Below are 21,917 nucleotides of genomic sequence, written 5' to 3' on the forward strand. Positions count from 1 at the left end.
TCACAAGCTACCGCTTGTGTTCGTGACACACCGCAGAAGTAGACCTTGATGTCGGTTGCCACGGTGAAACGCTTATGGTCAGCCATCTCCTTGCCCCGGTCCCAGGTCAGCGATTTGTACAATTCGTCGGGAAGCTTGCCTGCGTGCCCGATCAGTGCATTTATTACGGTTTCTGTATCCTTGCCGTCGATCTTCACCAGCATCCCGAACCGGGTTTGACGTTCGACCAGAGTCTATCTGGCTGCTTGCGCTGCCAAACACCAGATCACCTTCCGAGTGGCCCAGTATCGCGCGATCCCCGGTCGTGGCAGAGCGTTCGCTGATCGATACGGCGTCACAGATCCTGCCGCGTTCATCCGTCTTCGCCGTGTAATGGAGTGAACTGCGCATTGCTCGTGGACGCCGCAAATGCTCCACGACTCGCCCGATATCCCTGACTTCCGCCATTTCGTCTGATCTCCCGACTAACTGTGGAAGAAGCGCGTCCAAGTCGCGTGGCCACAGAGCGGATCGATTCACCTGCTGCCATCGAGCGCGAGATCTCCTCGCGCTCGGCAAGGGTCAGCGCCAGTCTTGACCGGCGACGCGGTGCAGGTTGAATGCCTCCAGTCTGCACCAGAATACCCTGCACTGAAGAGTGATTGCGACAGTTGGGCGATCTGATGAAGCGGATCGCCTTTGCGCCAGCGCTCCCACGTCAGCGCCTTCTGGCTCTCGCTGTAATAGATCCGGGGTCTCTGTTTCATTTGGAACACTCCTGCCGCTCATGCAGCTTCTATTGTGTTGCATCGACCGGTTGACCGTAGGACGGATCAGTCGATGCGTAGTCCGATAGTTGGGGCCCTTTGACCACAACAGGGCTACACTCAAAGTGAGACAGATCCCGGAGCAGTATTATGGGACGCCGTCCCCAAAGCACCTTTCGCGGTTTTCCCTTGACTTCTGAACAGAACGGAGAAGTAGGCACTACATAAAGAGGAAAAGGCAGCAGGGCGCGGCTTGGGACACCCCGGGGTTGGGGCCACGCTTAGAGGCCTGCGAAGAGCGGCATGCTGCGATGGAAACCGAGGGTATGAGGGGGCCCCAGGCGGTAATTCCCGGATGGCGCACGCGACTGGTGTCGAGAATCACCCAGCCCCTTCAGATCGTGGCACGAGCCTAATAGGGCCGCCACCTCGCACCCTGAAGGCGAGTCGGTGGTCCATGAACCTGATCTGCCGGTTTTTTCGTGAACGGGATCGATTGGCGTGACGGATGAATCGGCGGCCGCGCGTTGGCGTTGTATTCGCATTGCTGATCGACGATCCAGCCGCGGATGCGCAATCCCGCGTTCACGGACAGGTACGCAAGGGCAGGCGGGAGCCGTTCAGGCTGCAAGCACCCAGACGCCGCCAGATGCTGACGCGAGACACTTGATGGAGGACATATGAGCATCACCCGGAGATTCATTTCGGAAGACAACGAAACACAGTTTATTGATGTACCCTTTTCCCTGCCGCGCGCAGAGCCGATCTCAACGTCGGAGCCAAGGCTAGCCGGGGATCCGTTCCTGTCACCGCGTGAAGCCGCTCGCGACGAGCACGAAAAGACAATCAAACACACGATGCCGGACGACCCGCACGGGGATTTCGCCTGAAGAACGTCGATCGTGGACCCGCACAGGTCGCGTTGTACCGCGCCTCCCACGGACCTGCGCGGAAGTGCAAAGAAGGGTGCACAAGCCGCACTCGGGATGCTTGCGCGGACGTCATATCCCTTGGCGCCATCTCGATGAGTTACGCCATCTACAACAGGAGGAGATCGTGAAACGCGATATGAATCTGGCACTCGCGATATTGAAGACCCTCGAGGAAAACAAGTCCTCGCACCTTAGCGAATTTGACATTGAGGCGGCGCTCAAGAACGCGTTCGACGTTTCAAACCGAGGCGTGGGGTACCAGTTGAACCTGCTTGCGGACGCAAATCTCGTGCGCTCAATGGGTAGTGACTGGCGGCTAACCTGGGATGGCCACGAGTTTTTGAAGTCGGCGGCCCCGAATACCTTCGAAGACACCTAAAGCGCGACTAGAACGCGGGAACCGCCTCTCGGTTTTCGTGGAAACAACCGAGTGCCGGGCGCCGCACTGGGGGCGCCGAAGGCAGTAGCAGTTGGCCGAAGCGCACCTGGTTCTGTGAAGGATGACGACCACGCAGCAACGTCGGACCATCTGGTTTTGTACCGGCGCAGTGACGGCTATTCCTGGTCCGACGGGAGCATCCGCCGCTTAAAGCGTGAGTTTCCCGAATATCACGAACGCAGCAAGCACGGCGTCAACTGCTGCGCTCCCAAGCCCCGGGGGGACCCGGCAGGACAACCCCGCCGGATCCGTTCCGGGTGTTCCACGCCATACCGCGCATTGGCATGCCGTTAGCTGCGGACACACTGGCTACGCGATACAACGAGCTGCACTGCGCCGCCCTGCCGCCCAAGGACCGATTCGACCTTTCCAATCTGGCATTCCTGTTCGAACTCTCGCTCGGCCTGTCGGCCTGGAAATCCTATGGGGCCCAGCGGTGGGCGCTGCGCTGCAACCGCTGTGAGCGGCAATCTGCGACCGACCGAGGGCTATCTTCTGTGTCCGGCCCTGCCTGTTTTGTCCGTCGATCTACCTGAGTCAGGACCATTTCCTTGAACATCGCGCTGCAGTGGTGGATGCCCGAGGCGCCGAGGCATTCCCGGCCTGTGAGTGGTGTTCTGGTCGACATAAGCTCGATCCACTGGCGCGAGGCGTGGAAATACAGCATATCCGGCGCTACTGCCAGCACGATTGCGGCCATGTGATCGCCGCGCTGAGTTACGCAGCGCCAAAGCTCGGCTGGAGGACGTGACTGGTGGAGGCGGCTGCGGACGATGCAACGGCCAACACTTGCGTGGTCGATGCGCGCCGCCCCGCCTGTGCCAGAAATGGAAGGAAACGGATTCAGCGAATTGAATCGCCAAACTACACACGGCGGATGTCACAAAGAAAGCGCCTCCGAATTACGCGCAGAAAAACTGCCGGCATCGGCATCCTTTCCCGATTTACGCCTATCCGAATGCCCCCCGTGAATACATCGAAGGCGAGATGCGGGCACAGGGCTTTGTGCAGGGCATCGCGCTTTGCCGGCAGGATTGGCTTCCGGTGTTCGATCATGCCCAGGGCCAGCAATGGCTGCGCCCATTGTCACTGCTCGGTGTTGATGCAACTGAACATCACCCTACCCGGGAGCCGGTCCAGCAGATCGATACCACGGCGAAAGAACGGCATATGTCGGGATCTGCGTTCCTCGCGCTCGCTGCCGCGCACGAAATGGCAAACGGTAATTGATGATAGTCCGCCCAATAGTCGAATCATCGTCGGTTGCGGCCCGCTTTTACAACTATTTTCTGAACGTAATCGCGTTTCCCAAGTCGAACCTGAAATACGGCGAATAGCCGCGCGGCGGCGCGGTCATCTTTGCAGTACGGTTCGTAACGAACCGACATCAATCCAAGAACAACCGCGTCGAGGCCAGGCAGCGATCCAGCGGCGTGCACAGCAGTTTGAGCATGGCAAGCGCAAGCAGGCCGAAGCTCAAAACGACGGCGTCGAACATAAATCTCAAACGCCTAATGCGCCTCAAACCACGGGACAGCGCGTCTGATTAGCGTCAGTCGCGAGACTGCTGAAGAGCAGTCAGCAGAAGCCGGCCAAGCGCCGGCTTTTTTTGTCTGGAGGCGTGCGAAAAAAATGCCGGGAGCCGAAACGGAGCGGGCTGACTACATGCGACCGGGAGCGAGAAAGCTGAGGTCCCTTACATCGATCGCGGCGTGGCCGGCCATCTCCGCTACGAAATAGGCCCAGCGACGGAAAACGGGCCGCCCCGGATCTTGATACGCTCGCCGGGCGCTGCCACGCCGGGAAGTTTGACGTGTCCTTCGAAACGAAACCATACGTCGAACATGTCCTTCGATGTGGATACCAAATCAATGTGAATTTCGAAACCGCGATACTCGATTGTTCGTTGCATGAGGACCTCCAGCCTCGCACCGCCACACGGTGGGTCGATCAATGGCCGACCGATTTTTCTGGGTCGTTGCGTTCAGACGGCCGAGAAGGAGTTTAGACCGCCAATGCCGAGGGCCGATGCAAGACGATTTCTAGCGTTTGGCGAAGGCAGGCTTAACGCGCTCCTTGCTGTTTGGCGCCTGGATTGAGGATCCGTGGCCAGCTTCCATTTTGAGCACGCAGATCCGAGGACAAAGACGTTTGGCCGTTCCGCAGCCCAATGACGTCAGCGCGCCCCTTGGACTCAAAGAGGCCAGCGTTTCGCCGGCCTTTCCCGCGCTCGTCGTGAGTCGACGAACTGGCGTTTCGTTTGACGCGCCAAAATCCACTAGATAATGCGACCACCAGCACCGAGCCACTTCCGGGCTTCTCTTATCCACTGTTTGGGTGCTCCTTGAGGGATACGGACTGGCACCGCCGGTACTACCGGCACACCACCCTCGGCGCGGGTCTCCTGCAGAGCGCACCACCTCCTGCTTTCTTCCAGTTCTTCAAGGTTGACTTGATCGTCGGTCATAATTTTCTCCTAATATGGATATAAAACTCTTTGCCGGGGACGAAGGCGTCTGCGCAATTCGCGACGCTCGGTTCTCTTCCAGTTCGTGCATTGCCGCCCGTGAAAAGAAGGCAGCCCGCGTCATATGATGTTCCGTTGCCGCCGCGTCGACGCGATCAAGCAGGGTGTCGAGAATGTTAAACCGGAGTTCGACGGCTGTCGAAGACACGCGTGCCAGATCGATATCGACGAACACCCAAAGTCCATCGCTGCCATCCACTCTGAGAGCGCGTAGCTCTGTGTCACTGGTTGGTGCGCAAATTGGCTGATCACCACCGTCATATGCCTGCTCGATGACCCGCTGCGCGTTGAGTTCGATTTCTGCGCGGGAACTTCCGATCAGGTCGACTCGCGGAAAATCGGGAAAATGCGCGTGCAGCCGGGTACTGCTGATGCGATTGAGGTAAAGCGGATATTTCATGGTAGGGCTCGATCTTTCCAACGGACGGAAAGGTGTACGTGCGCGATTCACAACCGCGTCGGTTGAATTTTGCCGTCGATAATGTCCTTGCCATATTGCAATGCAAGGTTTAGTGCATCGACGGATAGAGCGGGATCGCTTCCTGCAAACTGCACCGCATAGCGCCGTGTCCCGGCATTGGAAGACGGTCCTGCATCGATCCTCACGACCGATGCAAAGCGCCTTGGCCCTTTGGCATATGGGTCCCGGTGCAGGGGGAAGACCTGGTTTGAATAGGCGCGCAGTTCGTGCCCTCTGTATTCGACGGTTGGAATAGTCATGATAATGTGTTCCTGTTAAGCAGAATTTGAGCGAGTAGCGCTAGCCGCAAGCTCTGCTGCGGTAAGCCGTTTGGTCGAACTGCTATAGCGACACCGAAATCCGCACCAACTTCCGTGAAAGTGCGGCATACGTATGGCCCTTGTTCGGTTAGTTCATGGACGGCGCCACGGCTTGGGCACGCCATCCCCCCCGCCACTCACGTGACGCGAACGCGGATTTCGGCGCAGAGAACGTGAGGGTGAGCCGCCACTGGGGCATTCGAAGGCTCTGCGCTGCCTACGGACAGCCGGAAGAGCGCTGGGTTGACTTGTGTCTGCTAACCGCACGGCAACGCTTACGGACGGCGCTGCAACCGGCTTGGTGCCAGGACCCGAAGGCATTCAAGGCGCTAGCCTTTAATGCGTTGCATCTCAAACAATTTTGCGGATGAACCCACTGTATACCCTCTGCCGAGGAAGTACAGCGAATCCGCCACACATAAGTAGGCGTGCTCAATTGGGGTATCAACCTCTAACCGACGCGTGCCTCCGGGTAGCATGCGCCGTCTTCAGTGTGTTGCATCCACCGGTTGAATCCGCCGGCCGAAGCGGCCGTTCGCATACCAATATCGTTTTGCCGCGAACGTCGGCTTTGGAGAAAATCGGGCGGCCCTGTCGATCGCCAAAACGTCCCCGTTGCAAGCAGTGCTTCACCACATCGCAGACGTTAAGGTCGTTATCCAGAAAGCCCAATCATTCAATGACCGACAATCCGCTGGCCTACCTCGAAGGACTGCCATTTGCAGGACTAGCTCAAGACATGCACGACCAGGCCATCAATCGGAAGTGAGTCTACCGAGCCGCACCACGCGGCGGGATACGCTTGCTGCAGCTTTCCTGCGGCATACAAGGCCGCCCAGACCTCGTCGGTCATCTGCGCTTTTCGCCGCAGCACTTCGCCGACGTACAGGCGTTTGACATCGCATCCATACCGCACGAGTCCGCCGCTCGCCACGTAAGTTTCACGCATCGTCAGGCGGCGCACCGGTTGCCCAGCCTCATGACACTCGTCGCCAGCGACACCAGGGATCCGATGTGGATCTTCGCTGCGATTGTGCTCTCGCTGGTACCGCATTCGATGATGTATGGTCCCCAGGCAGCGTTGATCGCTGAATCCTTCACGGGGCGGCTGCGTTACAGCGGTGCGTCCCTGGGCTACCAGTTGGCTTCGGTCATTGCCGGCGGCCCTGCCCCGCTGATCGCGACCGCGCTCTTCGCTTACTATCATTCGGGCTATGCAATTGCGGGTTACATTCTGTTGTGCGCGGTGATCAGCCTGATTGCCGCTTCGCGGCTGGGAGACTATACGAACAAGGACATCTCGCGGGAATACGACGATGCCCGGACGAAGGGCGGCAGCGGACACGCAACACCCGCTGCATGATCAACTGGCTTGCCGCTGCTTCCGCCGATATGCAGGGGTACCTGCGTTCCAGGGCCGCGCCGGTGCCTTGTTACGATGGGAAGGCAGCAGAAAAACGATAGCGTTGCCATCCGTGCCGAGCACTTCGGGTACCGCCGGACTGACCGCTTCATCCTTATTCGCATCATTCTGTACGGCCCGGCAGCGTGTTAGCGCGCGCTAGTGTCGTGAGTTAGAAGTTCGTTGAATCAATTTCCTGTTGTCTTCGGAATGACGAAATGCTCATTAAAGAGCCGCTCGGATTCGCGCAATCCTTCTTCGGTAAAGATCACGGACTTCGTCTTGCTGACAGGATCTTCGATGAAGCCTCGCTCGTAGAGCCGGTTCAGTACATCCCAGTCGAAACCCTTCCATGCACGGTATCGGTCGTGCAGGGTCAGGTAGAGAAGTGCCAGGGCGACTTCATCGATTGCATCGGTATTGATATTCATGATGCTCCTGCCGTAGCGCTTCGGACCCGCGCACAAAACCGTTCGAGGCTCGCCAGGATTTCATCAGCCGACTTGCTCCAGATAAACGGTTGGGGATTAGCGTTATAGATGTCCAGGTAATGACGGATCGCGTCTTCGAGTTGGCGTGTCGACCGATGCGTGCCGCGTCGAAGATATTTTTCAGTGAGCGCGGCAAACCAGCGTTCGACCTGGTTAAGCCACGACGCCGAGGTGGGCGTGAAGTGAACATGGAAGCGAGGATGACGAGCGAACCAGGCTTTGATCGAGGGCGTTTTGTGCGTGCCATAGTTATCCATCACCAGATGCACATCCAGGTACGACGGCACGCTGGCTTCGATGGTACGCAGAAAGCGCAGGAATTCGCTGCTGCGATGGCGCCGATGTACCTCGGCGATCACTTCACCAGTAGCAATGTCCAGCGCTGCGAACAGCGTAGTCGTGCCGTGGCGCATGTAATCGTGCGTGCGTCGCTCAGGGATGCCGGGGGCCAGCGGCAACATGGGTTGCGTGCGGTCCAGCGCCTGAATCTGGCTCTTCTCGTCCACGCACAGCACCATGGCCTTGAGTGGCGGATCCAGGTAAAGCCCGACGATATCTCTCACCTTGTCGACAAACATCGGATCGCTGGAGAGCTTGAACGTTTCCTGCCGGTGCGGCTGCAAACCAAAAGCACGCCAGATCCGCGTGACCGCGGTCTGCGACACTTTCATCTCGCGAGCCATCGTGCGGGTGCTCCAGTGAGTCGCTCCGACAGGCACGGACTCGAGCGTCTTCGCGATGACGGCATCGACGCGCGAGTCATCAATCGTCCTCGGCGCGCCGGGCCGAGGTGCATCAAGAAGTCCGTCCAGACGATGGATCACGAACCGCGCGCGCCACTTCGAAACCGTTTGCTGAGTGACCCGCTGTTTCGCCGCAACGCTCTTGTTGTCCATGCCATCGGCACAGGCCAACACGATGCGCGCCCGCAATGCCAGGGACTGTGCAGTCTTGCGCCGCATCGTCAGCGCTTGCAGTTGTTCGCGCTCCGATTCGCTCAGCACAAGTTTCCCTTTGGGCCGTCCGCTCATCGATGCCTCCTCGTATCGAGTGCCACTCAGAACACTTTAGTACGTGATCGACATCATTCAATGAATTTTTAACTCAGCACACTAGTGCTAATGAAAATGATGGTGCACCACCGATTCATTTGCGTCCCGTCCCCGTACCGCGCACGCAGTTGTGGCAGCGACGGCGGCACGCATGGCTCTTCTGGCGTGACAGCACCGAAAGTTATGGCTTTCGCGCCGGCACGTTGCCGGGAGCGCTCCGGTTATCAGGCTGTGGCTGGGCCCCTTGAGGGTCTGCCGCACGATCCTGACGCGCATTGTTGTCGCCCGAAGCGTTCTTCTTTGTGGGCGCGCCCTGCGGTGCCATTCGATTTAAGGTTTGCAGTTGCAGCAGCTTTAAAAGCCGGTCGTCTGCTTTCGCATTGCCCGTACCGGCCAGGCCGCATGCGCATGCCAGGCCAATCGTCAGCGTCCATCTGGTCATCATGGTCATTGTCGACTCCATCGGGCCAACACTGGCGGCGCTCAATACGTGCGGTTCGATGCCTGTTCCAGCCGGGATGCTGCAGGCGCAGCAGCAAAGCAGACCGGGTCCGGGGCATGGCCGCATTGACCGAACCTCCCGCACACGCACTGCGCCGCCTCGGCATGGCTGTTGAACGCGTGATCCGCGCGAACAAGCCGACTGGGATTTCGCAGCAAAGCGGGTAATCGTGCGGGATCCGCAAGCTGCGCTCGTCATCGGAAAGGACTTTCCGGGCAAATACCTAACCGTGTGGATACCTGACCTTATCTGCCGTGGCCGCCATGTCCACCGTGGCCGCCTTGCCCACTAAAGCCGACACCGATACCAAGGTCGAAGGCCGGCGCCGCGCAATAGCCGGGCGTATATCCGTAGTAGCGGGCCCCGATTCATATGCGGGCGACGGCTCGTAACCGTACCCAGGTGGCGGAGCGACGACACAGCCCGTGAGACCTGCCCCGAGAGCCACAATCGCGAATAGTCTGATCATGACTTTCACCTCCCTATCACTTTCACCTCCCTATCAGTTAGAGAGATGAGGAAAGGCCTTTGTTCGACATTGGCGCGGAAGCCGGAAAGGAGTTGTATCGAAACGTTACGGCTGGAACAGCGACCAATGCCGCGCGCGGCCACTAACCAGCTGTGCGGGGGTGTCGCAGAGCTCTCCATAAGACGCATGCCAAGTGTCCCGATTCGCGACCGGACTCCAGGGAGCGACGCATTCCAACACTATCCAGGGCCGGCCACTTCGGCGGCCCCTTTTTGTGACGAATGCTTTGCGCGACGTCGCGCGCGTCGCCCGCATGTGTCGTCGAAAACAGGCGCATCGTTCCGAAACTGTGAGGTGCCCGTTGTCGCTCCTGGACCGGATGAGGTCGTGCTAAAACGGAGATCGTCATCGCTGATCGATGCAGCGAGCGGCGCTGTCACGGCAGCCACCAGTTCCGGGCGACGGTCATGAGCCAGGCGGTGCGTTGGTACTTCCGGTTCCACCTCAGCCTGCGCGACACCAAGGAGTTGTTTTCGGGTGCTGTGTCACCCTTAGCCTCCCCGGGGCAGACTGGAACCTGAGGGGTATGCAACAGACATCATTGTGCCTCGCGGTGACAGCTGAACGGGCTGTGCAATCCTCTGCCGTCCTGGCCGCTTGATGACGGCGGCGGTGCCCCTTCATCCACCTCGCAAGCGCACCGTCGCCGCCCACCGCTAGCCAATATCAATCGTGCGGCTCGCGGCTCGCGGCGGCTCCTGTTTGGGCACGGTCAGCGTCAGCACGCCCCTGTCAAACTTTGCGAGCGCGTGGTCGGGATCGGCATTTTCGGGCATCGGGACCGTGCGCGTGAAGGCCCCATAGGCGCGCTCAAGCCGGTAGCAGCCATCTTCCTCGCTGTGCACATCCTGTTTTTTCTCGCCGCGCAACACCAGCGCTCCATCCTCGACGCTCACGGTCAGATCCTCCCTTTCCATGCCCGGCAATTCGACAGTCACGCGCAGGACGTTCCCTTCGTCGACGACGTCGATGCGCGGCTGGAAACGCGACGAGCTGAAGTCGCCAAACCATCGATCGAGCGGCCCGCGGGTTGCAAACGGATCGTGAAAGAAATCCTCCATCGCACGCCACGGATCGCGAGTGAAAAGCCGCTGAATGTCAGGCCATCCAGTGCGCCACGGTTCGCTGCCCGGCGGACTTTGCGGACTGTCCGCCTCGGGCTTGCGCGCCGAACCGCGGAGAAATTTGAAAGGGTTCCACTTTTTCGGGTCGGTGTTCATCGTATGCTCCTCGATGGTCTGGCAGGAGAAGCGGATGTCCATCATTGCGCTTTCACGGCCTCGCTTCTGCTGTCGTCCCTTGACTGCGGCGCGGCGTTGTGCCGGCCTCAATAGCAGCCAGCGACCGCTGGGCGTAACGCGGCAGACCCCAGTCGGCTTGCAGCTGCCATGCCGCCGGATCCTGACCGGCGCCATCCATCCATGGTGACGGCCCAACCGGCTTGCGTACCGGCGCGCCGGCACCGCTCAGGTGCTGACCGTGTATCCGCGCCACCATCCGTCCACAGGTTCTGCATCCGCGCGTCCACGAAGCCGGGCGTCTCGGCTGTTTTTGCGGTTTCGCTGCGACAAGTTGACACCCATTAGTCGGCCGGAGTCAACGTACAAATCTCTTCCCCCTTGCGATTGCCATGTCGATATGCCTTTCATCGAAACGGCAATCGCAAGGAAGCTTGTGGTGCGTCTCCTGTCTGCATGATCAAAATCGCATCCGGTTTCTCGAATCTGGTTGCGAAACGGATCGCAGCAGACACCCATCTGGATCAAGCATGCCGCGAGGTAAGTCACGTGTGCCCTGGCGGCCATGGCCGCCCCGGAGAAACGTTGGTGCCGGACGAGGTCCAAGGGGTCGGGCAAAGCCGTGGCTGTTGCGTGTGCAACGCCAGTCAAATGTGGCTCCTCGCCCGGGCGACCCGATTGCTTGCAGACAGTCGGTGAGGTGAAGCAAAGGGAAGACCCAATCAAAGCCATGGCTGTGCACCAGTCAAGTTACCGGGTTCGTTCCCCTTGCATCACCTGCTAGCCAAAGCAGCGAACTGTCTCAAATGGTTTGTGCTCCCGAAGCATGTGATAGCAGGCGCGAGCCAGCTTGTGCGCCAGTGCCTTGATCGCAACGATGCCGTTGCGCATTCGCTTCTTGCGTTCGTAAAAGCGCCTGGCTTGCGGACACGTACGGATCGCGAAGTTGGCCGCTTCGACAAACGCCCATGCCAGGTAGCGGTTTCCGTTCTTCGTGTTGCCTTCACCTTTCTTCCTGCTGTTGCTTTCGCGCCTGCTGTCCACGCAACGACAGTAGGAACTGAAGTGGCCAACGGTGGCAAAGCGCGAGATGGTGCCGGTTTCCAGCATGATGGTAGTCGCCAGCACCGGACCAATGCCCGGGACCGTGTTCAGCAGCGCGTAATCCGGATTCAGCTTCACTTGCTGCATGAGTCGCTTTTCGACGATGTCGATCTGCTCCTGCAGTGTTTGCAGGACCGCGAGGTTGGCCCGGATCGCGAGCGTTACGTCGGGCGCAAGACCGAATCGGCCCACCTGTGCGCCGTCGAGTCGCTTGACCTCCGGCCCGTGCATCTGGGCACCCGTATGCCGCGCGAACAGGTTGCCGATCGCGAGAATCTGGGCGGTGCGGCACTGCACGAGTTGCATCCGTTTGCGTCCAAGGTCGCGTACCTGCCGTCCGTCTGCGGGGTAGATGCAGCCTTCCGGCAGCAGTCCCAGGCGCAGTAATTGTGCGAGATGGGCCGCATCGGTGAAATCACCACTGTATTTCAGCCCCTCGTACTGCCTGATCGCTGCGGGGTTGGCCAGATGTACATGGTATCCATCTGCAAGTAGTGCATCGACCAACCAGTACCAGTTGTACGTCGCTTCGACGACCACACCTTCCAGTTCTTCGCGATGCGACGCCAGCACGGCGCGGATCTGCAGCGCGTCGTTGGGTCGACCTCATCACTGACCACGACCACACTGTTGTTCGAGTGCAGGTCGATTCCGCTAAACTTTTTCATGCCGGCCTCCTGTGCGTCACATCGGTGTCGCAACCCTGACTCTACGCCGGCCGTCCTACAGGAACGGCGCGAGGCCGGCTATATGATTATCAAAGCCACGCGGTCAGATAGAGCAACTTCTATCAGGGTTTGACATATGTGGGCCACCCCACACGCCGAAGCGCCGGATGCTGTCCGCGTCGTCACAAAACCATAAAACTGTCTTCACGAAGGGATACGGTGGAGGCCGGTGATGGATTCACTTGCAGGATTTTTCCTGTTTGGAGTGTCGTTAACCGCGATCGTTGCAACAACAGAACGCAACGGGAAATTGTGGTGGGCCTGTCTGCTGGGCACCCTGGCGGGCGGGCCAGCTGTAATCGAAGCGCTGTCAATGGCGATGCCCAGCAGTGCAGGCAGTGTCCAGGCCGCTGCCCTCGCATTCGTTGTGCCAGTTACCGTTCTGGGGGTCGCCCTATCGAGGCACCCGCACCGCTGAGGAAATGGCTGGCCTGCAAAGTTCCGGTGCGACGACGCCCTAGCCGCCGTTGGCTGGTGGCAGCCCGCGTCTGGCGAGTCTAGGCCGGGATCGTCAACGATTCTGGTCGGTCGGCGAACGTCCGCAGCTGGCCGGAGCCCCTACTGCGCGAGCGGTTTCGTTCAGCTACCAGATGCAACTGGTAGCGCCGCAGGTCCTCGACGGTGACCGTGTCAGCTTGATCGCTTTGTCCCACGATCCCGAGGCCAGCCGGCCGTCAGCCAGCACCGTGACATCCTTGTTGCACAAAGACTGCGACGTGAACGAAATAATTGTGTCACCGTCGGACGGCAGAGGCAGCGGCGTTTCGTTGAGTGTCGCGCCCCTGCGGCGAATATCCGGGTTCGTGCGATCGTCGCATCGAAGAAATCGTTAGACGCCCACTAGTCTGATCCGACGATCATAGTTCATCTGGACGAGCACCTTTCGCATGGCCGTCATCTCCTTCTCGTCGACCTTTCGAAGATCCAGCTCATAGCGGCGCAGGCTGGTTGTCAGGCGTACTACGGCTGATTTTTGGTCAAGGCAGAGTTCTTCCAGCAATTCCTCATCGTCTTCCACGTACCGCTCAAACGACACGCTCACGCCTCGCTCCCAATCTTCCAGCAGGTGTTCATATTTCGGCGTGCGCAGAAGGGTGAGACTTTCGACCCCGGTCGGATCCGCTGGGTCGATGACTGCAAAGGACACGATCAAGTCGTCCCCGTCCTCAGTCGAGATAAACGCGACCGTTTCCATAATCTTCGATCCATGATTTCCGCAGCCACAAACGACAATCATCGCACTGCGGCCATCCCTTCGCGTCGAAGAGACCCTTCCTTCAGTAGCCGCGTATTGTCCGACGGCCGCCCCTCAAGTCGTAGACCGACGCAAAAGTGCGATGCATTTTCCGCTACCCGAGTCGGCAATCTTGAGCGCCGAGATACCCAGAGCCAAACCGCGCGCCACCGTGAGAGCCTTGCTGGTAAAGGTTTTCAGCGAAAATTCCGCCTAAAAAGAGCGATTCGCGCGCCACCGATCAAGGCGAGTCGCCGCGCGAGGTAGAGCCCTTATGGGACAAGGGTTTCGAGGAAATATAGAGCCAAAAGCAGCGTTTTGGTGCGCGCCGATCCGGGCCGGTCGACCGACCCTGACACCAGGCCCACTTCCTGCCTGTTAACCTGCACCATCCGGAGGCCGCCATGAAACTAGAAGACTTCAAATCGCAACTGTCCATGCTGCTACGAGACCATCCGAACGGCACGACAGCGGACCTATCAGATTTCGCGGTAGCCTGGTGGAACGGGAACGACGTGACATATGCGTTTTTGCGGGACGACGAAACTGGGCTGATCGAGGAAGTGTTCGACCTTGACGACTATCTGTGGGGCGAGTGGAGAGAGACGCTTTCCAAGTGGGTGGATGCGCCGAAATTCAGCGAGCGCGCGGAAGTTGCTGGCTGGCTGATGGATGCGCCACCGTATGAGGCAGGTTAGAGCCATGACCGAACGACCCGATGATGCATCCGACCATCCTGAAGTCATTCGGGCGCTGCTGCTCGCCCGCTACACCCTTGTGACCCACAACGGCATGAAGGTGACAAGCGAGAGCGAGTCGTGGAAACTCGACTTCACGACCGACCTGGCAACGATCGACGCGGCGCTGCTGCTGCCGAGATTGGGAAAAGGGGTGACGCGCCGCTAGTGCGGGCTGATTGATGTGCGCTTTGGCGCGGGAGGAGCGGATGAAACTATCGGAGTACATTGCCAAACTACAGGCGATCTTGGAGCGTGACGGCGATCTGGACGTCGTCAAACAGAACACGTACGGCGACATGGTGGCTGGCAGCGGATCATTTTCAAGTGTGCTGACTCCATTGACAGCGGACAAGTTCACGTATCACGGCAAGGAATTCGTGAAATCCAATGACCGACCGTTGCCGCCCGGATCTGAGTTGAATGGAAGAGTCGTGAAGGTTGATTGATTCGCCGCCATAGGCGAGATGGGAGATGGGTGTGAGCGACTTTGACGCGTGGTTTCACGCCGAGGTTCTGGCTGAACGTCTTTACAGTGCCGACGAAGACGTAGCGCGGCGTACGTGGGATGGCGTCATGGCGATGGCCGCCAAGGATACTGCACGCCTAGACTTCATGATCGCAAACGAAGCGCGTGTTGCCGAGGACGTGAAGGGCTTCTATCACGTCTGGGCAGGCCCATTGGGCGATCCCGAAAGCCTGGAACCGCCCGGCACGCTCCTGCGGACCGGGCGAGACGCAATCGACGCGGCGATGACTAGGAAGAAACGGCCTCGGGCCTAACCACCTGCCCCGCCGCGATCGCCACAACGCGCCGCTGCACCAGGCTGACATCATGGTCAAGCGGATTCACCCCGCCGGGCCACTGCGATGCCGGGATCAGATCGAAGCCGACATCGTTCAGCCAGTAGTGTTCAGGCTGCGGCCGCGCGACCCAGCGCGGGTCAATCCACGGCCACGCCGCCCATAGATCCGCGCCATTCTGGACGCAGACCATGCTCGCCAGCTCGGGCGCATAGGTCGCATAAAACTGCGCATCGCAGAATTTCGGCGCCTCGAAGCTGTGCAGCGCGCCGATCTGCGCCGGTGGCAGAAACAACGGTGTCAGGTGCGTGCGCGACGCGCCAAGCGAATGCCCGGTCACGTTGAACACAGAGCCGGCCGGCGCGACCGAAAACGCCCAGTCCCACATCTCCTGCATACCCTGGACGACGCCCTCGGTGACTGCGCCGCCCTTTACCTGCTTCGGCTCGAGCGAGACGTCCGCGAACAGGTCGAGCACGTGCAGATTGCTGGCACGCGTACCACTGATGCTGAGATGCGTGCCGCCGGAGGCGTCGACCGACATGACCGCCTGGTGACTAGAGTTCTTGAAAATATCGCTCCAGACGTCGCCCAACGCCGAGAAAGCCATCTTCGACTGCGCGGCATCCTCAATGTAGGCGGCGTTGGCCCGCTTCACAGCGGTGGCTGCAGCGGACCAATCCATTATTGACTCGCTGCGACAGGAGCCGAAGCACCGGCCGGTGCAGCGCTCACAGCTTGCACGTTTTGCGCGACCGCCGAGACCGTGTCGACCGCGAGAATGGCAAGCGAAATGCCGCCGCCGATCTGCAACTTCTGGTTGTCCGAGAGGACGGTGGATGGTGCCGCCTGCACGACAGCGTTCGCAGCCGGAAGCACAGTGTTCGCGAAGTCCTGAACGTTCGCGATCGACACCGTCGCGCCGGCCGCACACGCCGCGGTCACCATCGGATCCGCCTTCTGGACATTGCCGTTTCGTCGCGCAGCTCGGCCGCACAGTCGCAGTTCTCTCCCTCTCTGATCGGGCCCATTGTCCGAAGGCGCGTATTCAAGTTGCCTTCGCTCGCGGTAAAGAAGTTTTGCCGCGGTGACGGGAGACATTGAGATGCAAGCCAACCAACCGCAGCACACCGAAAAGACGCGTCGGCTCGACGAACTCGACTACTTCACGCGAGACGAAAAGTGAACCGCGTCATTGGCGATAACGAGCTGCTGGCTGCCTGCCAGTTGCAAGGAAAGGCCGCTGCATATGCTGCAGTCGCCGGCCTAGCTGTCGGCTGCGTCTGGTTCCTCTGTGTAGCTTGGCGCGCGGGGGTTCTGTGATGCGCGATCTCAAGTTCTGCCTGCGCATGTGCGCTGCCTTCGTCGCGATCATGCTGATCCTGGACATCGCTCAGAAATGGGACGACACCGAAACCGAACACGCTCGCGTGTCGATGCGTAACACCTGATCCCGTAAAGGCTCACCCATGGACAATTTCATGCTCTCCCAATTAGTACTGCTCCTGATTGTGGCGTTCGTAGCGGGATGCTTCGGGTTCATCCTGGGCAGCCTTTGCGCAACGAGTGCGCATGCAGATCGGTGCGATCCGTTTCTGCCGCGCGATTTGAACACGAATGCGACGCGCACTACCCGCGTAGCTGGGATTAACCGTAGTACTTCATCACAACATAAAATGGAGTGGAAAATGCAAGAACTTCAGCAAGCTGTATCGAATGCATTCGCAAACGTGGTGGCAGCCGGAACGATCGAGAAAGCGATCGAAGAAAAGTTGACGAGCACGATCACCTCGATCATCAACGAAGAGTTGCGGTCCTACTCGGACTTTGGCAAGGCGTTGAGCGAACAGGTCAAGCCCGCCATGCAGGTCGACTTTTCCAACTTAGAGTTGCCTGGATATAACGATCTCATCCTGAAGCTGATCCGCGCTCAGGTTGAGCATCAGGCCAGCACCAGCATCGCAGCACAGGTCGAGGCGCAGATGAAAGAGTTGCTTGCGCCGGCCCCCGCTGAGATCAAGCTGTCTGAGCTCGTCGAAGAGTTCATCACGTTCACCAGCAAAGCCGACACGACGGTTGTGACGTCGCACCTGCTCAAGCTGCGCAATAACCAGTTCGGCCAGGACGCACGCGAGCCGATGCCGGCCCTTACCGCCGGCGGCGGCCATGTTGGCGAAGTCCGCACCTTCCTCGAGAAGTATCACGGCGCCGATGCCCTCGGCCTAGTCACGATCCGGGGCGAAACGTATGCGATCGTGGACATCGGCATGCGCATGCTGACACCGCGCGAACTGGCGCGCGCCCAAGGCTTTCCGGACAGCTATGTGCTGGACCCGGGTTTCAATGGCAAGCCACTTTCAAAGAGCGCGCAGGTCAGGATGATCGGCAACAGTGTTTGCCCTGATGTAGCAACCGCGTTGATCGTCGCGAACTTTGCTCACGAGAAGCAGATGACTGGTGTCGCCGCATGAGCACCATCGGAACGAGAGGCCAGCCGGCAGCGGCCACCTGCTACGGCCACGCGGTCTTCTTCGTGATGGCGCAGAAGCATGCGGGCGAGCTGCGCGCCGCGGCGGTACCGGTGGTCATGACCCAGGGTCGCGACCTGGCCGAGATCGCCGCCGACCGGGCTGAGGCTGTAGCGCGACTGGCCCGGGTCACGGAACGCCGGTGAGGTGACCGATGCGCGACGGTTCGGATTGAGCGCACGACCCTGACCGCCCGTCTTGATGCTCTCGGCGTCGAAGCAGCCGAAGCGAAGCGCGCCGAGGCCGCGCAAGACAGCGCCACCGCCGAGCGCGCCGCAGCGATGGCTGACCCGGTCACTGGTGCGTTGACGGAGTTCGGTCTGCCAATAGCGCATGCCGACCTGATTGCGGGCCTCGCATTCGCCGCCGTGCTTGAAGGTGTCGCCTGCTTCGCGTGGCTGCTTGCGCTTCGCCCCGCTGACGTGACTGAAATCGCGGTAACGCCCGCCCAGCAAGGCAGTCACGCAGGGGCAGTAACAGAAGTCACGCGAGAGAGTAACGCCACCGCGCCGCTTATGACGGCAGCCGTCGCGGCCGGCGAACTGCGCGGAACCGTGACCGAGATCCGCAAATTTCTTGGCTGCTCGCAGGCGCGCGCTGCGGCTGTCCGCAAGCAGCTTGCCCGCCAAATCATTCAGAGAGACGAGCATGAACATCGATCCCATCAACACCATAGGCAACACTCAGGGAAATCTAGTTGCCGCCGGCGGAGGCGCGCTCTATCACTCCGCGAATGAACTTCTTTGCAGCATCGAAGCAACGCTCCCCAACCTCGCTGCCCGAAAGGCCAGGAAATTCGTCTGCTTCCATGGAAAACCGATTCGCCGGCGCAAGCTGCGATTTTGCAACGTCGGTATCTGGAATCACCTTCCACTGGCCCTTGACCACGCCGCCCGCAAGCTGCTCGGTCGTTACCTCGATTTTGAAGCCTTCGAACGACTGAAAACGTTTCGACATGGCGATCTCCAACACCCAACAGACGGGAACTAGAGTATGTGCTCAATCCGTTTTTTCTGGATCGGCGAAGAGTCCGAAATCTTCGTGGCTGCATCGTGGGAGCAAACTCTGGACGATCAGGGCCATTGCGGTACAGGCATCGAGTCGGTGGTCGATGGCGTCGCGCTTGCCGAAGACGGTGTGCCCATGGAATGGGTTGAACTCGATCCGATCGAGACGCGCATGTGGATGTGGAACTGCGATGAGGAAGAGCGTCCGCTCGGGATGATCTGCGGCAACCTGTACGAAATCTATGCGTGGACTGACGGCGGCCGCTACAACATGCCCGTCCTGTTAAGTACGCAGTACGCCTGACGCACGCGAAGCAATCGAACAATGAGTGAGGACACCATGACCACTAAGGCTACGCTGATTAAGCCCTTCTGACGCCCCGCAAACCCTTGTCGCTACGTGGTCGTTTTCGAAAAACAGGTACTTGTTCAGCGTAGCCCTAATACAGACGCTATGCCGATTACTGGAGAAAATACGTGAACTCAGTTGTCCGGAAACCCGTTCGCGATTGCTTCACGAGCCCGCTCTTCAGCATCTCTGAGCACTCCCTGAGGATCTCCGAAAACATCCCCCCGCTGGATCTGGTACATGACGAAGTTTTTATACACGGGCGCGCCATCCAGCCTCGTGATCACCGCGCGGGCGTAATAGCCGCCGTTCGGATCAGCATCTCCCGATCGGTATTCGCGTTCGGCGTTAATGACGATCCTGTACGGCGGGGCTTCAACCTCTTTATGCAAGACAGACATATCCGTCTCCATCAGCACTTTCGAGGAATCCTAGCATGACCGCCCCCACTACCAAGCCCGACGGAGCGATCGGCGAAACCCCTGCCCCCATGGGCATAGTCCGGTGACAACATTGCTTCGTTTTACGACTGTCACTCCTGGACGCCCCTTTCCGTCGAAGTGTCCTGTGCATCAGAAGCGGTCTGGTCCGCAACCACAAACACACAAACTGCCAGATTCAACCTCCCCGCCTGTTCTTCAAGCGACTGTGCTGCAGCCGCTGCCTGCTCCACAAGCGCTGCATTACGCTGAGTGAGAATATCCATTTGCTCGACCGTCTGATTGACCTGCTCGATCCCAACGCTTTGTTCGGTCGACGCGTCAGCTATCTCGCCGACAATCTGGGAAACCTGACTGATCGCATGTTTCACCTGTGCGATTGTTCCGCTAACCTCGAAGGCCTGCCGCGTGCCTCCTTGCACGAGGGTGGTGGACGATCCGATGAGGTCCTTGATCTCCTTAGCCGCAGAAGAGGAACGCTGTGCAAGTGCCCGGACCTCGCTGGCGACCACCGCGAAACCTCGGCCCTGTTCGCCGGCCCGCGCTGCTTCGACAGCCGCGTTAAGCGCGAGGATATTCGTCTGAAAGGCGATGCCCTCAATCAGGCCAGTGATTTCAGAAATTCTGGATGAGCTGTGGTTGATTGCCCTGATCGTTTGAACCATGCTTTGAACCGCTTCGTCTCCTGTTTCAGCCATGCTGGCCGCGTTCGTCGCCAGGAGTTTTGCGTGTTGGGCATTGTCAGCACCCTGTTTGACCGTTTCCGTCAGTTGAGTCATGCTTGCCGCGGCCTTTTCCAGAGACGCGGATTGCTCGTCGGTTCGGCAGGAAAGGTCCGCATTTCCAGCCGCGATCTGTCTCGTTGCAAGTCCAACGGTTTCCGCTGCCAGCAGGACAGCGCAAATTGCGTCTGAAAAACGCCCGATCAGTTCGTTAAAAGCCAAGGCCGTCGAGCCGATTTCGTCCATCCTCTCTACCGGTGCCCGACATGTCAGATCGAGCGTGCGGCTCGTCTTGTTGAGTGCAGCCTGAATTCTGTCAAGACTGCGTCCGAGTAGTCTCACCTGATACCACACGTAGGTACAAGCAACTGAACCGCCAAGCGCGAGCAGAGCGGCCATGATCCCCAGGATGCGCCTGTAAGCCACGTCGTCGCGATGGCGCGAAACATCCGCCTCCTTGCGAAGGGCGTGAGACAGCAGATCGATTTCTCTTGCCATCGATATTGCGTGTGGACGTACATTTTGTGCCATCACGGTAGCCGCTGATGTCATGTCGCCACTGCGCCCTAATCGCACGGCTTCAGTAAATCCTTCCTCGAGCTGTGCCCTGTCTTTCATGAACCCCGCAGCAAGCGCCTGCGCAGAGGCCGGCTTGTCGCTGAGCCCAAACAGTTCGAACTGTCGGTCCGCTGGCTGCTTCAGGGTTTCAATAAGGTCAAAGCGGTCCTTTCTCGCTTGAGCGTCGTTGATAGATATCGCCTCGAGAAGCTGAATCGCCCGGATGCATTGCAGACGGAAAGCATTCTGAAGATATTGCGCGGGCAGAACCAGCCGTTGGTAGAAACCTTCGGCCCGAGCATTCGCATCGGCGATTCCCTTTAATCCGAACACTGCGACAATCACACATAGCAAACCAAGTGCAGCAAAACTTAAGCCGAGCCGCGTTTTGAGACGTACTGATGACGTCGACATAGACCTCCCGTTTCTAATGGAATATCACCACTGTCCGGACCACTCGCCAAGGCAGTTTCACTTGATTACGGAAGTCTTTCGAGTAGTGGGCACGGCTTCTTCGCCGCACAACACAGGAAGGGGGAAAATTCTTGACTGGCTAGAGGCCGAAGTGGCGGGGGACGATATTTGACCAAATGCGTTGTTCAGTCACGGGCAAGTCCTTTCGGTCAAGATTGTCTGGGTGATCGACCACCGCCATTTTGATTGTCCTGTTGCGCACATTCTTATCTCCTGAGCGTTTGTTTTCTATAGTTTTTCAGGCTCGCCGCCTGTCTCAACTCCGGACTTTATTCCGCAAGACCAACGTCGTGGTACGACTCTGCGTCCTTCGGACTCGTCGGCGTAAGCCGTTGCGGCGTCGCGCGCCATGGTCCCGAGCTAAGGCCCGATTCAAACGGGGCGACCAGACACGGCGCCCTCCCTATAACAACCCTCAATTCAGTCAGCTACGCCGCTGGCCTTGATGAAGATTGATAGATTTCACCAGGTTGAGGGATCGGCATTGGCGACGCCAGAGGCGTTGATCGTGTCGTGCGCGGGGTCGTCGGCCGGGGTGATGGCCGCGCGCCGGCGGGGTGCGGTCTCGATGAGGAACACCGTGACGACTGCCCC

Annotated in this window: 26 protein-coding genes and 3 pseudogenes; 12 read left to right on the forward strand and 17 right to left on the reverse strand. The window is 59.2% G+C overall.

Features of this window, described 5'->3' with window-relative positions:
* Nucleotides 1-32 precede the first annotated feature (32 nt).
* Nucleotides 33-746: pseudogene (locus tag FVF58_RS42675) on the reverse strand (IS30 family transposase); the annotation flags it as partial.
* A gap of 680 nt (nucleotides 747-1,426) precedes the next feature.
* Between FVF58_RS42675 and FVF58_RS42685 the strand changes: the two are divergent.
* The 4 genes from FVF58_RS42685 to FVF58_RS53590 all read left to right on the forward strand — a co-directional run bounded on the left by FVF58_RS42685 (nucleotide 1,427) and on the right by FVF58_RS53590 (nucleotide 3,347).
* Nucleotides 1,427-1,636 (forward strand): hypothetical protein, encoded by a 210-nt coding sequence (locus FVF58_RS42685; protein WP_149675648.1) that lies wholly within the window; start codon nucleotides 1,427-1,429, stop codon nucleotides 1,634-1,636.
* A 166-nt stretch (nucleotides 1,637-1,802) separates the two neighbouring features.
* Nucleotides 1,803-2,057: a DUF2513 domain-containing protein gene (locus FVF58_RS42690; RefSeq protein WP_246217457.1), complete on the forward strand. Its 255-nt coding sequence runs from the start codon at nucleotides 1,803-1,805 to the stop codon at nucleotides 2,055-2,057.
* 611 nt (nucleotides 2,058-2,668) lie between these two features.
* Entirely contained in the window at nucleotides 2,669-2,821 is a 153-nt protein-coding gene (locus FVF58_RS53585; RefSeq protein ID WP_246217458.1) for a hypothetical protein, read from the forward strand.
* A 283-nt stretch (nucleotides 2,822-3,104) separates the two neighbouring features.
* A complete protein-coding gene (locus FVF58_RS53590; RefSeq protein ID WP_246217459.1) occupies nucleotides 3,105-3,347 on the forward strand; it encodes a hypothetical protein in 243 nt (80 codons plus the stop codon).
* Between the two features lie 499 nt (nucleotides 3,348-3,846).
* Here the strand turns inward: FVF58_RS53590 and FVF58_RS42705 are convergent, their stop codons facing one another.
* The 4 genes from FVF58_RS42705 to FVF58_RS42725 all read right to left on the reverse strand — a co-directional run bounded on the left by FVF58_RS42705 (nucleotide 3,847) and on the right by FVF58_RS42725 (nucleotide 6,388).
* A complete protein-coding gene (locus FVF58_RS42705) occupies nucleotides 3,847-4,029 on the reverse strand; it encodes a hypothetical protein (protein WP_342802441.1) in 183 nt (60 codons plus the stop codon).
* Nucleotides 4,030-4,558: 529 nt separating this feature from the next.
* The gene (locus tag FVF58_RS42715) at nucleotides 4,559-5,044 is read right to left on the reverse strand and encodes a type II toxin-antitoxin system HicB family antitoxin (protein ID WP_149675650.1); all 486 of its coding nucleotides are present in this window, start codon (nucleotides 5,042-5,044) and stop codon (nucleotides 4,559-4,561) included.
* A gap of 47 nt (nucleotides 5,045-5,091) precedes the next feature.
* Nucleotides 5,092-5,364 (reverse strand): hypothetical protein, encoded by a 273-nt coding sequence (locus FVF58_RS42720; RefSeq protein ID WP_149675651.1) that lies wholly within the window; start codon nucleotides 5,362-5,364, stop codon nucleotides 5,092-5,094.
* Between the two features lie 787 nt (nucleotides 5,365-6,151).
* Nucleotides 6,152-6,388, reverse strand: a complete 237-nt coding sequence (locus tag FVF58_RS42725; protein WP_149675652.1) for a hypothetical protein — start codon at nucleotides 6,386-6,388, stop codon at nucleotides 6,152-6,154.
* Nucleotides 6,389-6,421: 33 nt separating this feature from the next.
* Between FVF58_RS42725 and FVF58_RS42730 the strand changes: the two are divergent.
* Nucleotides 6,422-6,787: pseudogene (locus FVF58_RS42730) on the forward strand (MFS transporter); the annotation flags it as partial.
* A gap of 227 nt (nucleotides 6,788-7,014) precedes the next feature.
* Here FVF58_RS42730 and FVF58_RS42735 read toward each other — a convergent pair.
* The 6 genes and pseudogenes from FVF58_RS42735 to FVF58_RS42765 form a co-directional block, all read right to left on the reverse strand.
* On the reverse strand, nucleotides 7,015-7,257 hold the full coding sequence (locus tag FVF58_RS42735; RefSeq protein ID WP_149675653.1) for a DUF6429 family protein: 243 nt from the start codon (nucleotides 7,255-7,257) through the stop codon (nucleotides 7,015-7,017).
* On the reverse strand, nucleotides 7,254-8,348 hold the full coding sequence (locus FVF58_RS42740) for an IS630 family transposase (protein ID WP_149675654.1): 1,095 nt from the start codon (nucleotides 8,346-8,348) through the stop codon (nucleotides 7,254-7,256). Before FVF58_RS42740 ends, FVF58_RS42735 begins: the two co-directional genes overlap by 4 nt.
* A gap of 202 nt (nucleotides 8,349-8,550) precedes the next feature.
* Nucleotides 8,551-8,820, reverse strand: a complete 270-nt coding sequence (locus FVF58_RS42745) for a hypothetical protein (RefSeq protein ID WP_149675655.1) — start codon at nucleotides 8,818-8,820, stop codon at nucleotides 8,551-8,553.
* 1,236 nt (nucleotides 8,821-10,056) lie between these two features.
* Complete coding sequence (locus FVF58_RS42755) at nucleotides 10,057-10,620, reverse strand: Hsp20/alpha crystallin family protein (protein WP_149675669.1); 564 nt, start codon at nucleotides 10,618-10,620, stop codon at nucleotides 10,057-10,059.
* Nucleotides 10,621-11,418: 798 nt separating this feature from the next.
* Nucleotides 11,419-12,410: pseudogene (locus FVF58_RS42760) on the reverse strand (IS110 family RNA-guided transposase).
* A gap of 889 nt (nucleotides 12,411-13,299) precedes the next feature.
* Entirely contained in the window at nucleotides 13,300-13,665 is a 366-nt protein-coding gene (locus tag FVF58_RS42765) for a hypothetical protein (RefSeq protein WP_149675656.1), read from the reverse strand.
* Nucleotides 13,666-14,108: 443 nt separating this feature from the next.
* Between FVF58_RS42765 and FVF58_RS42770 the strand changes: the two genes are divergently transcribed.
* The 4 genes from FVF58_RS42770 to FVF58_RS42785 are packed head-to-tail and all read left to right on the forward strand — an operon-like array spanning nucleotide 14,109 to nucleotide 15,224.
* Complete coding sequence (locus FVF58_RS42770; RefSeq protein WP_149675657.1) at nucleotides 14,109-14,402, forward strand: hypothetical protein; 294 nt, start codon at nucleotides 14,109-14,111, stop codon at nucleotides 14,400-14,402.
* Nucleotides 14,403-14,406: 4 nt separating this feature from the next.
* Nucleotides 14,407-14,610 carry a hypothetical protein gene (locus tag FVF58_RS42775; protein ID WP_149675658.1) on the forward strand — a complete coding sequence of 68 codons (204 nt, stop codon included), beginning with the start codon at nucleotides 14,407-14,409 and terminating at the stop codon, nucleotides 14,608-14,610.
* 40 nt (nucleotides 14,611-14,650) lie between these two features.
* Nucleotides 14,651-14,890, forward strand: coding sequence for a hypothetical protein (locus FVF58_RS42780; RefSeq protein WP_149675659.1), 240 nt, complete (start codon nucleotides 14,651-14,653; stop codon nucleotides 14,888-14,890).
* A 31-nt stretch (nucleotides 14,891-14,921) separates the two neighbouring features.
* Nucleotides 14,922-15,224, forward strand: coding sequence for a hypothetical protein (locus FVF58_RS42785; protein WP_149675660.1), 303 nt, complete (start codon nucleotides 14,922-14,924; stop codon nucleotides 15,222-15,224).
* Here the strand turns inward: FVF58_RS42785 and FVF58_RS42790 are convergent.
* Entirely contained in the window at nucleotides 15,199-15,903 is a 705-nt protein-coding gene (locus FVF58_RS42790) for a hypothetical protein (protein WP_149675661.1), read from the reverse strand. The two genes, FVF58_RS42785 and FVF58_RS42790, sit on opposite strands and share 26 nt — an antisense overlap.
* A gap of 26 nt (nucleotides 15,904-15,929) precedes the next feature.
* Complete coding sequence (locus FVF58_RS42795; RefSeq protein WP_149675662.1) at nucleotides 15,930-16,193, reverse strand: hypothetical protein; 264 nt, start codon at nucleotides 16,191-16,193, stop codon at nucleotides 15,930-15,932.
* Between the two features lie 371 nt (nucleotides 16,194-16,564).
* Here FVF58_RS42795 and FVF58_RS54360 point away from each other — a divergent pair, with 371 nt between their 5' ends.
* Together FVF58_RS54360 and FVF58_RS53600 are read left to right on the forward strand one after the other, a co-directional pair.
* Nucleotides 16,565-16,696 (forward strand): hypothetical protein, encoded by a 132-nt coding sequence (locus tag FVF58_RS54360; RefSeq protein WP_281291351.1) that lies wholly within the window; start codon nucleotides 16,565-16,567, stop codon nucleotides 16,694-16,696.
* An 18-nt stretch (nucleotides 16,697-16,714) separates the two neighbouring features.
* On the forward strand, nucleotides 16,715-17,716 hold the full coding sequence (locus tag FVF58_RS53600; RefSeq protein WP_246217461.1) for a DNA cytosine methyltransferase: 1,002 nt from the start codon (nucleotides 16,715-16,717) through the stop codon (nucleotides 17,714-17,716).
* On the opposite strand, the gene FVF58_RS51965 is transcribed toward FVF58_RS53600, so the two are convergent.
* Together FVF58_RS51965 and FVF58_RS42815 are read right to left on the reverse strand one after the other, a co-directional pair.
* Nucleotides 17,683-18,429, reverse strand: a complete 747-nt coding sequence (locus tag FVF58_RS51965) for a hypothetical protein (RefSeq protein WP_188131123.1) — start codon at nucleotides 18,427-18,429, stop codon at nucleotides 17,683-17,685. The two genes, FVF58_RS53600 and FVF58_RS51965, sit on opposite strands and share 34 nt — an antisense overlap.
* A gap of 37 nt (nucleotides 18,430-18,466) precedes the next feature.
* Nucleotides 18,467-18,730 (reverse strand): hypothetical protein, encoded by a 264-nt coding sequence (locus tag FVF58_RS42815; protein WP_149675663.1) that lies wholly within the window; start codon nucleotides 18,728-18,730, stop codon nucleotides 18,467-18,469.
* Between the two features lie 36 nt (nucleotides 18,731-18,766).
* Here FVF58_RS42815 and FVF58_RS42820 point away from each other — a divergent pair, with 36 nt between their 5' ends.
* Nucleotides 18,767-19,084 carry a hypothetical protein gene (locus FVF58_RS42820; protein ID WP_149675664.1) on the forward strand — a complete coding sequence of 106 codons (318 nt, stop codon included), beginning with the start codon at nucleotides 18,767-18,769 and terminating at the stop codon, nucleotides 19,082-19,084.
* Between the two features lie 179 nt (nucleotides 19,085-19,263).
* Here the strand turns inward: FVF58_RS42820 and FVF58_RS42825 are convergent, their stop codons facing one another.
* Complete coding sequence (locus tag FVF58_RS42825) at nucleotides 19,264-19,530, reverse strand: hypothetical protein (protein ID WP_149675665.1); 267 nt, start codon at nucleotides 19,528-19,530, stop codon at nucleotides 19,264-19,266.
* Nucleotides 19,531-19,661: 131 nt separating this feature from the next.
* A complete protein-coding gene (locus tag FVF58_RS42830) occupies nucleotides 19,662-21,263 on the reverse strand; it encodes a methyl-accepting chemotaxis protein (RefSeq protein WP_149675666.1) in 1,602 nt (533 codons plus the stop codon).
* Between the last annotated feature and the right edge of the window lie 654 nt (nucleotides 21,264-21,917).

It is taken from the genome of Paraburkholderia panacisoli, from assembly GCF_008369935.1.
GTDB lineage: Bacteria > Pseudomonadota > Gammaproteobacteria > Burkholderiales > Burkholderiaceae > Paraburkholderia > Paraburkholderia panacisoli.

Coding starts and splice junctions, on each gene's coding strand:
- FVF58_RS42685 (WP_149675648.1), top strand. CDS start 1,427: ATGAGCATCACCCGGAGATTCATTTCGGAAGACAACGAAACACAGTTT.
- FVF58_RS42720 (WP_149675651.1), bottom strand. CDS start 5,364: ATGACTATTCCAACCGTCGAATACAGAGGGCACGAACTGCGCGCCTAT.
- FVF58_RS42780 (WP_149675659.1), top strand. CDS start 14,651: ATGAAACTATCGGAGTACATTGCCAAACTACAGGCGATCTTGGAGCGT.
- FVF58_RS42715 (WP_149675650.1), bottom strand. CDS start 5,044: ATGAAATATCCGCTTTACCTCAATCGCATCAGCAGTACCCGGCTGCAC.
- FVF58_RS42765 (WP_149675656.1), bottom strand. CDS start 13,665: ATGGAAACGGTCGCGTTTATCTCGACTGAGGACGGGGACGACTTGATC.
- FVF58_RS42740 (WP_149675654.1), bottom strand. CDS start 8,348: ATGAGCGGACGGCCCAAAGGGAAACTTGTGCTGAGCGAATCGGAGCGC.
- FVF58_RS53590 (WP_246217459.1), top strand. CDS start 3,105: ATGCGGGCACAGGGCTTTGTGCAGGGCATCGCGCTTTGCCGGCAGGAT.
- FVF58_RS42745 (WP_149675655.1), bottom strand. CDS start 8,820: ATGACCATGATGACCAGATGGACGCTGACGATTGGCCTGGCATGCGCA.
- FVF58_RS42825 (WP_149675665.1), bottom strand. CDS start 19,530: ATGTCTGTCTTGCATAAAGAGGTTGAAGCCCCGCCGTACAGGATCGTC.
- FVF58_RS53600 (WP_246217461.1), top strand. CDS start 16,715: ATGGACAATTTCATGCTCTCCCAATTAGTACTGCTCCTGATTGTGGCG.
- FVF58_RS42755 (WP_149675669.1), bottom strand. CDS start 10,620: ATGAACACCGACCCGAAAAAGTGGAACCCTTTCAAATTTCTCCGCGGT.
- FVF58_RS42815 (WP_149675663.1), bottom strand. CDS start 18,730: ATGTCGAAACGTTTTCAGTCGTTCGAAGGCTTCAAAATCGAGGTAACG.
- FVF58_RS42795 (WP_149675662.1), bottom strand. CDS start 16,193: ATGGTGACCGCGGCGTGTGCGGCCGGCGCGACGGTGTCGATCGCGAAC.
- FVF58_RS42770 (WP_149675657.1), top strand. CDS start 14,109: ATGAAACTAGAAGACTTCAAATCGCAACTGTCCATGCTGCTACGAGAC.
- FVF58_RS42705 (WP_342802441.1), bottom strand. CDS start 4,029: ATGCAACGAACAATCGAGTATCGCGGTTTCGAAATTCACATTGATTTG.
- FVF58_RS42775 (WP_149675658.1), top strand. CDS start 14,407: ATGACCGAACGACCCGATGATGCATCCGACCATCCTGAAGTCATTCGG.
- FVF58_RS42735 (WP_149675653.1), bottom strand. CDS start 7,257: ATGAATATCAATACCGATGCAATCGATGAAGTCGCCCTGGCACTTCTC.
- FVF58_RS51965 (WP_188131123.1), bottom strand. CDS start 18,429: ATGTTCATGCTCGTCTCTCTGAATGATTTGGCGGGCAAGCTGCTTGCG.
- FVF58_RS42820 (WP_149675664.1), top strand. CDS start 18,767: ATGTGCTCAATCCGTTTTTTCTGGATCGGCGAAGAGTCCGAAATCTTC.
- FVF58_RS42830 (WP_149675666.1), bottom strand. CDS start 21,263: ATGTCGACGTCATCAGTACGTCTCAAAACGCGGCTCGGCTTAAGTTTT.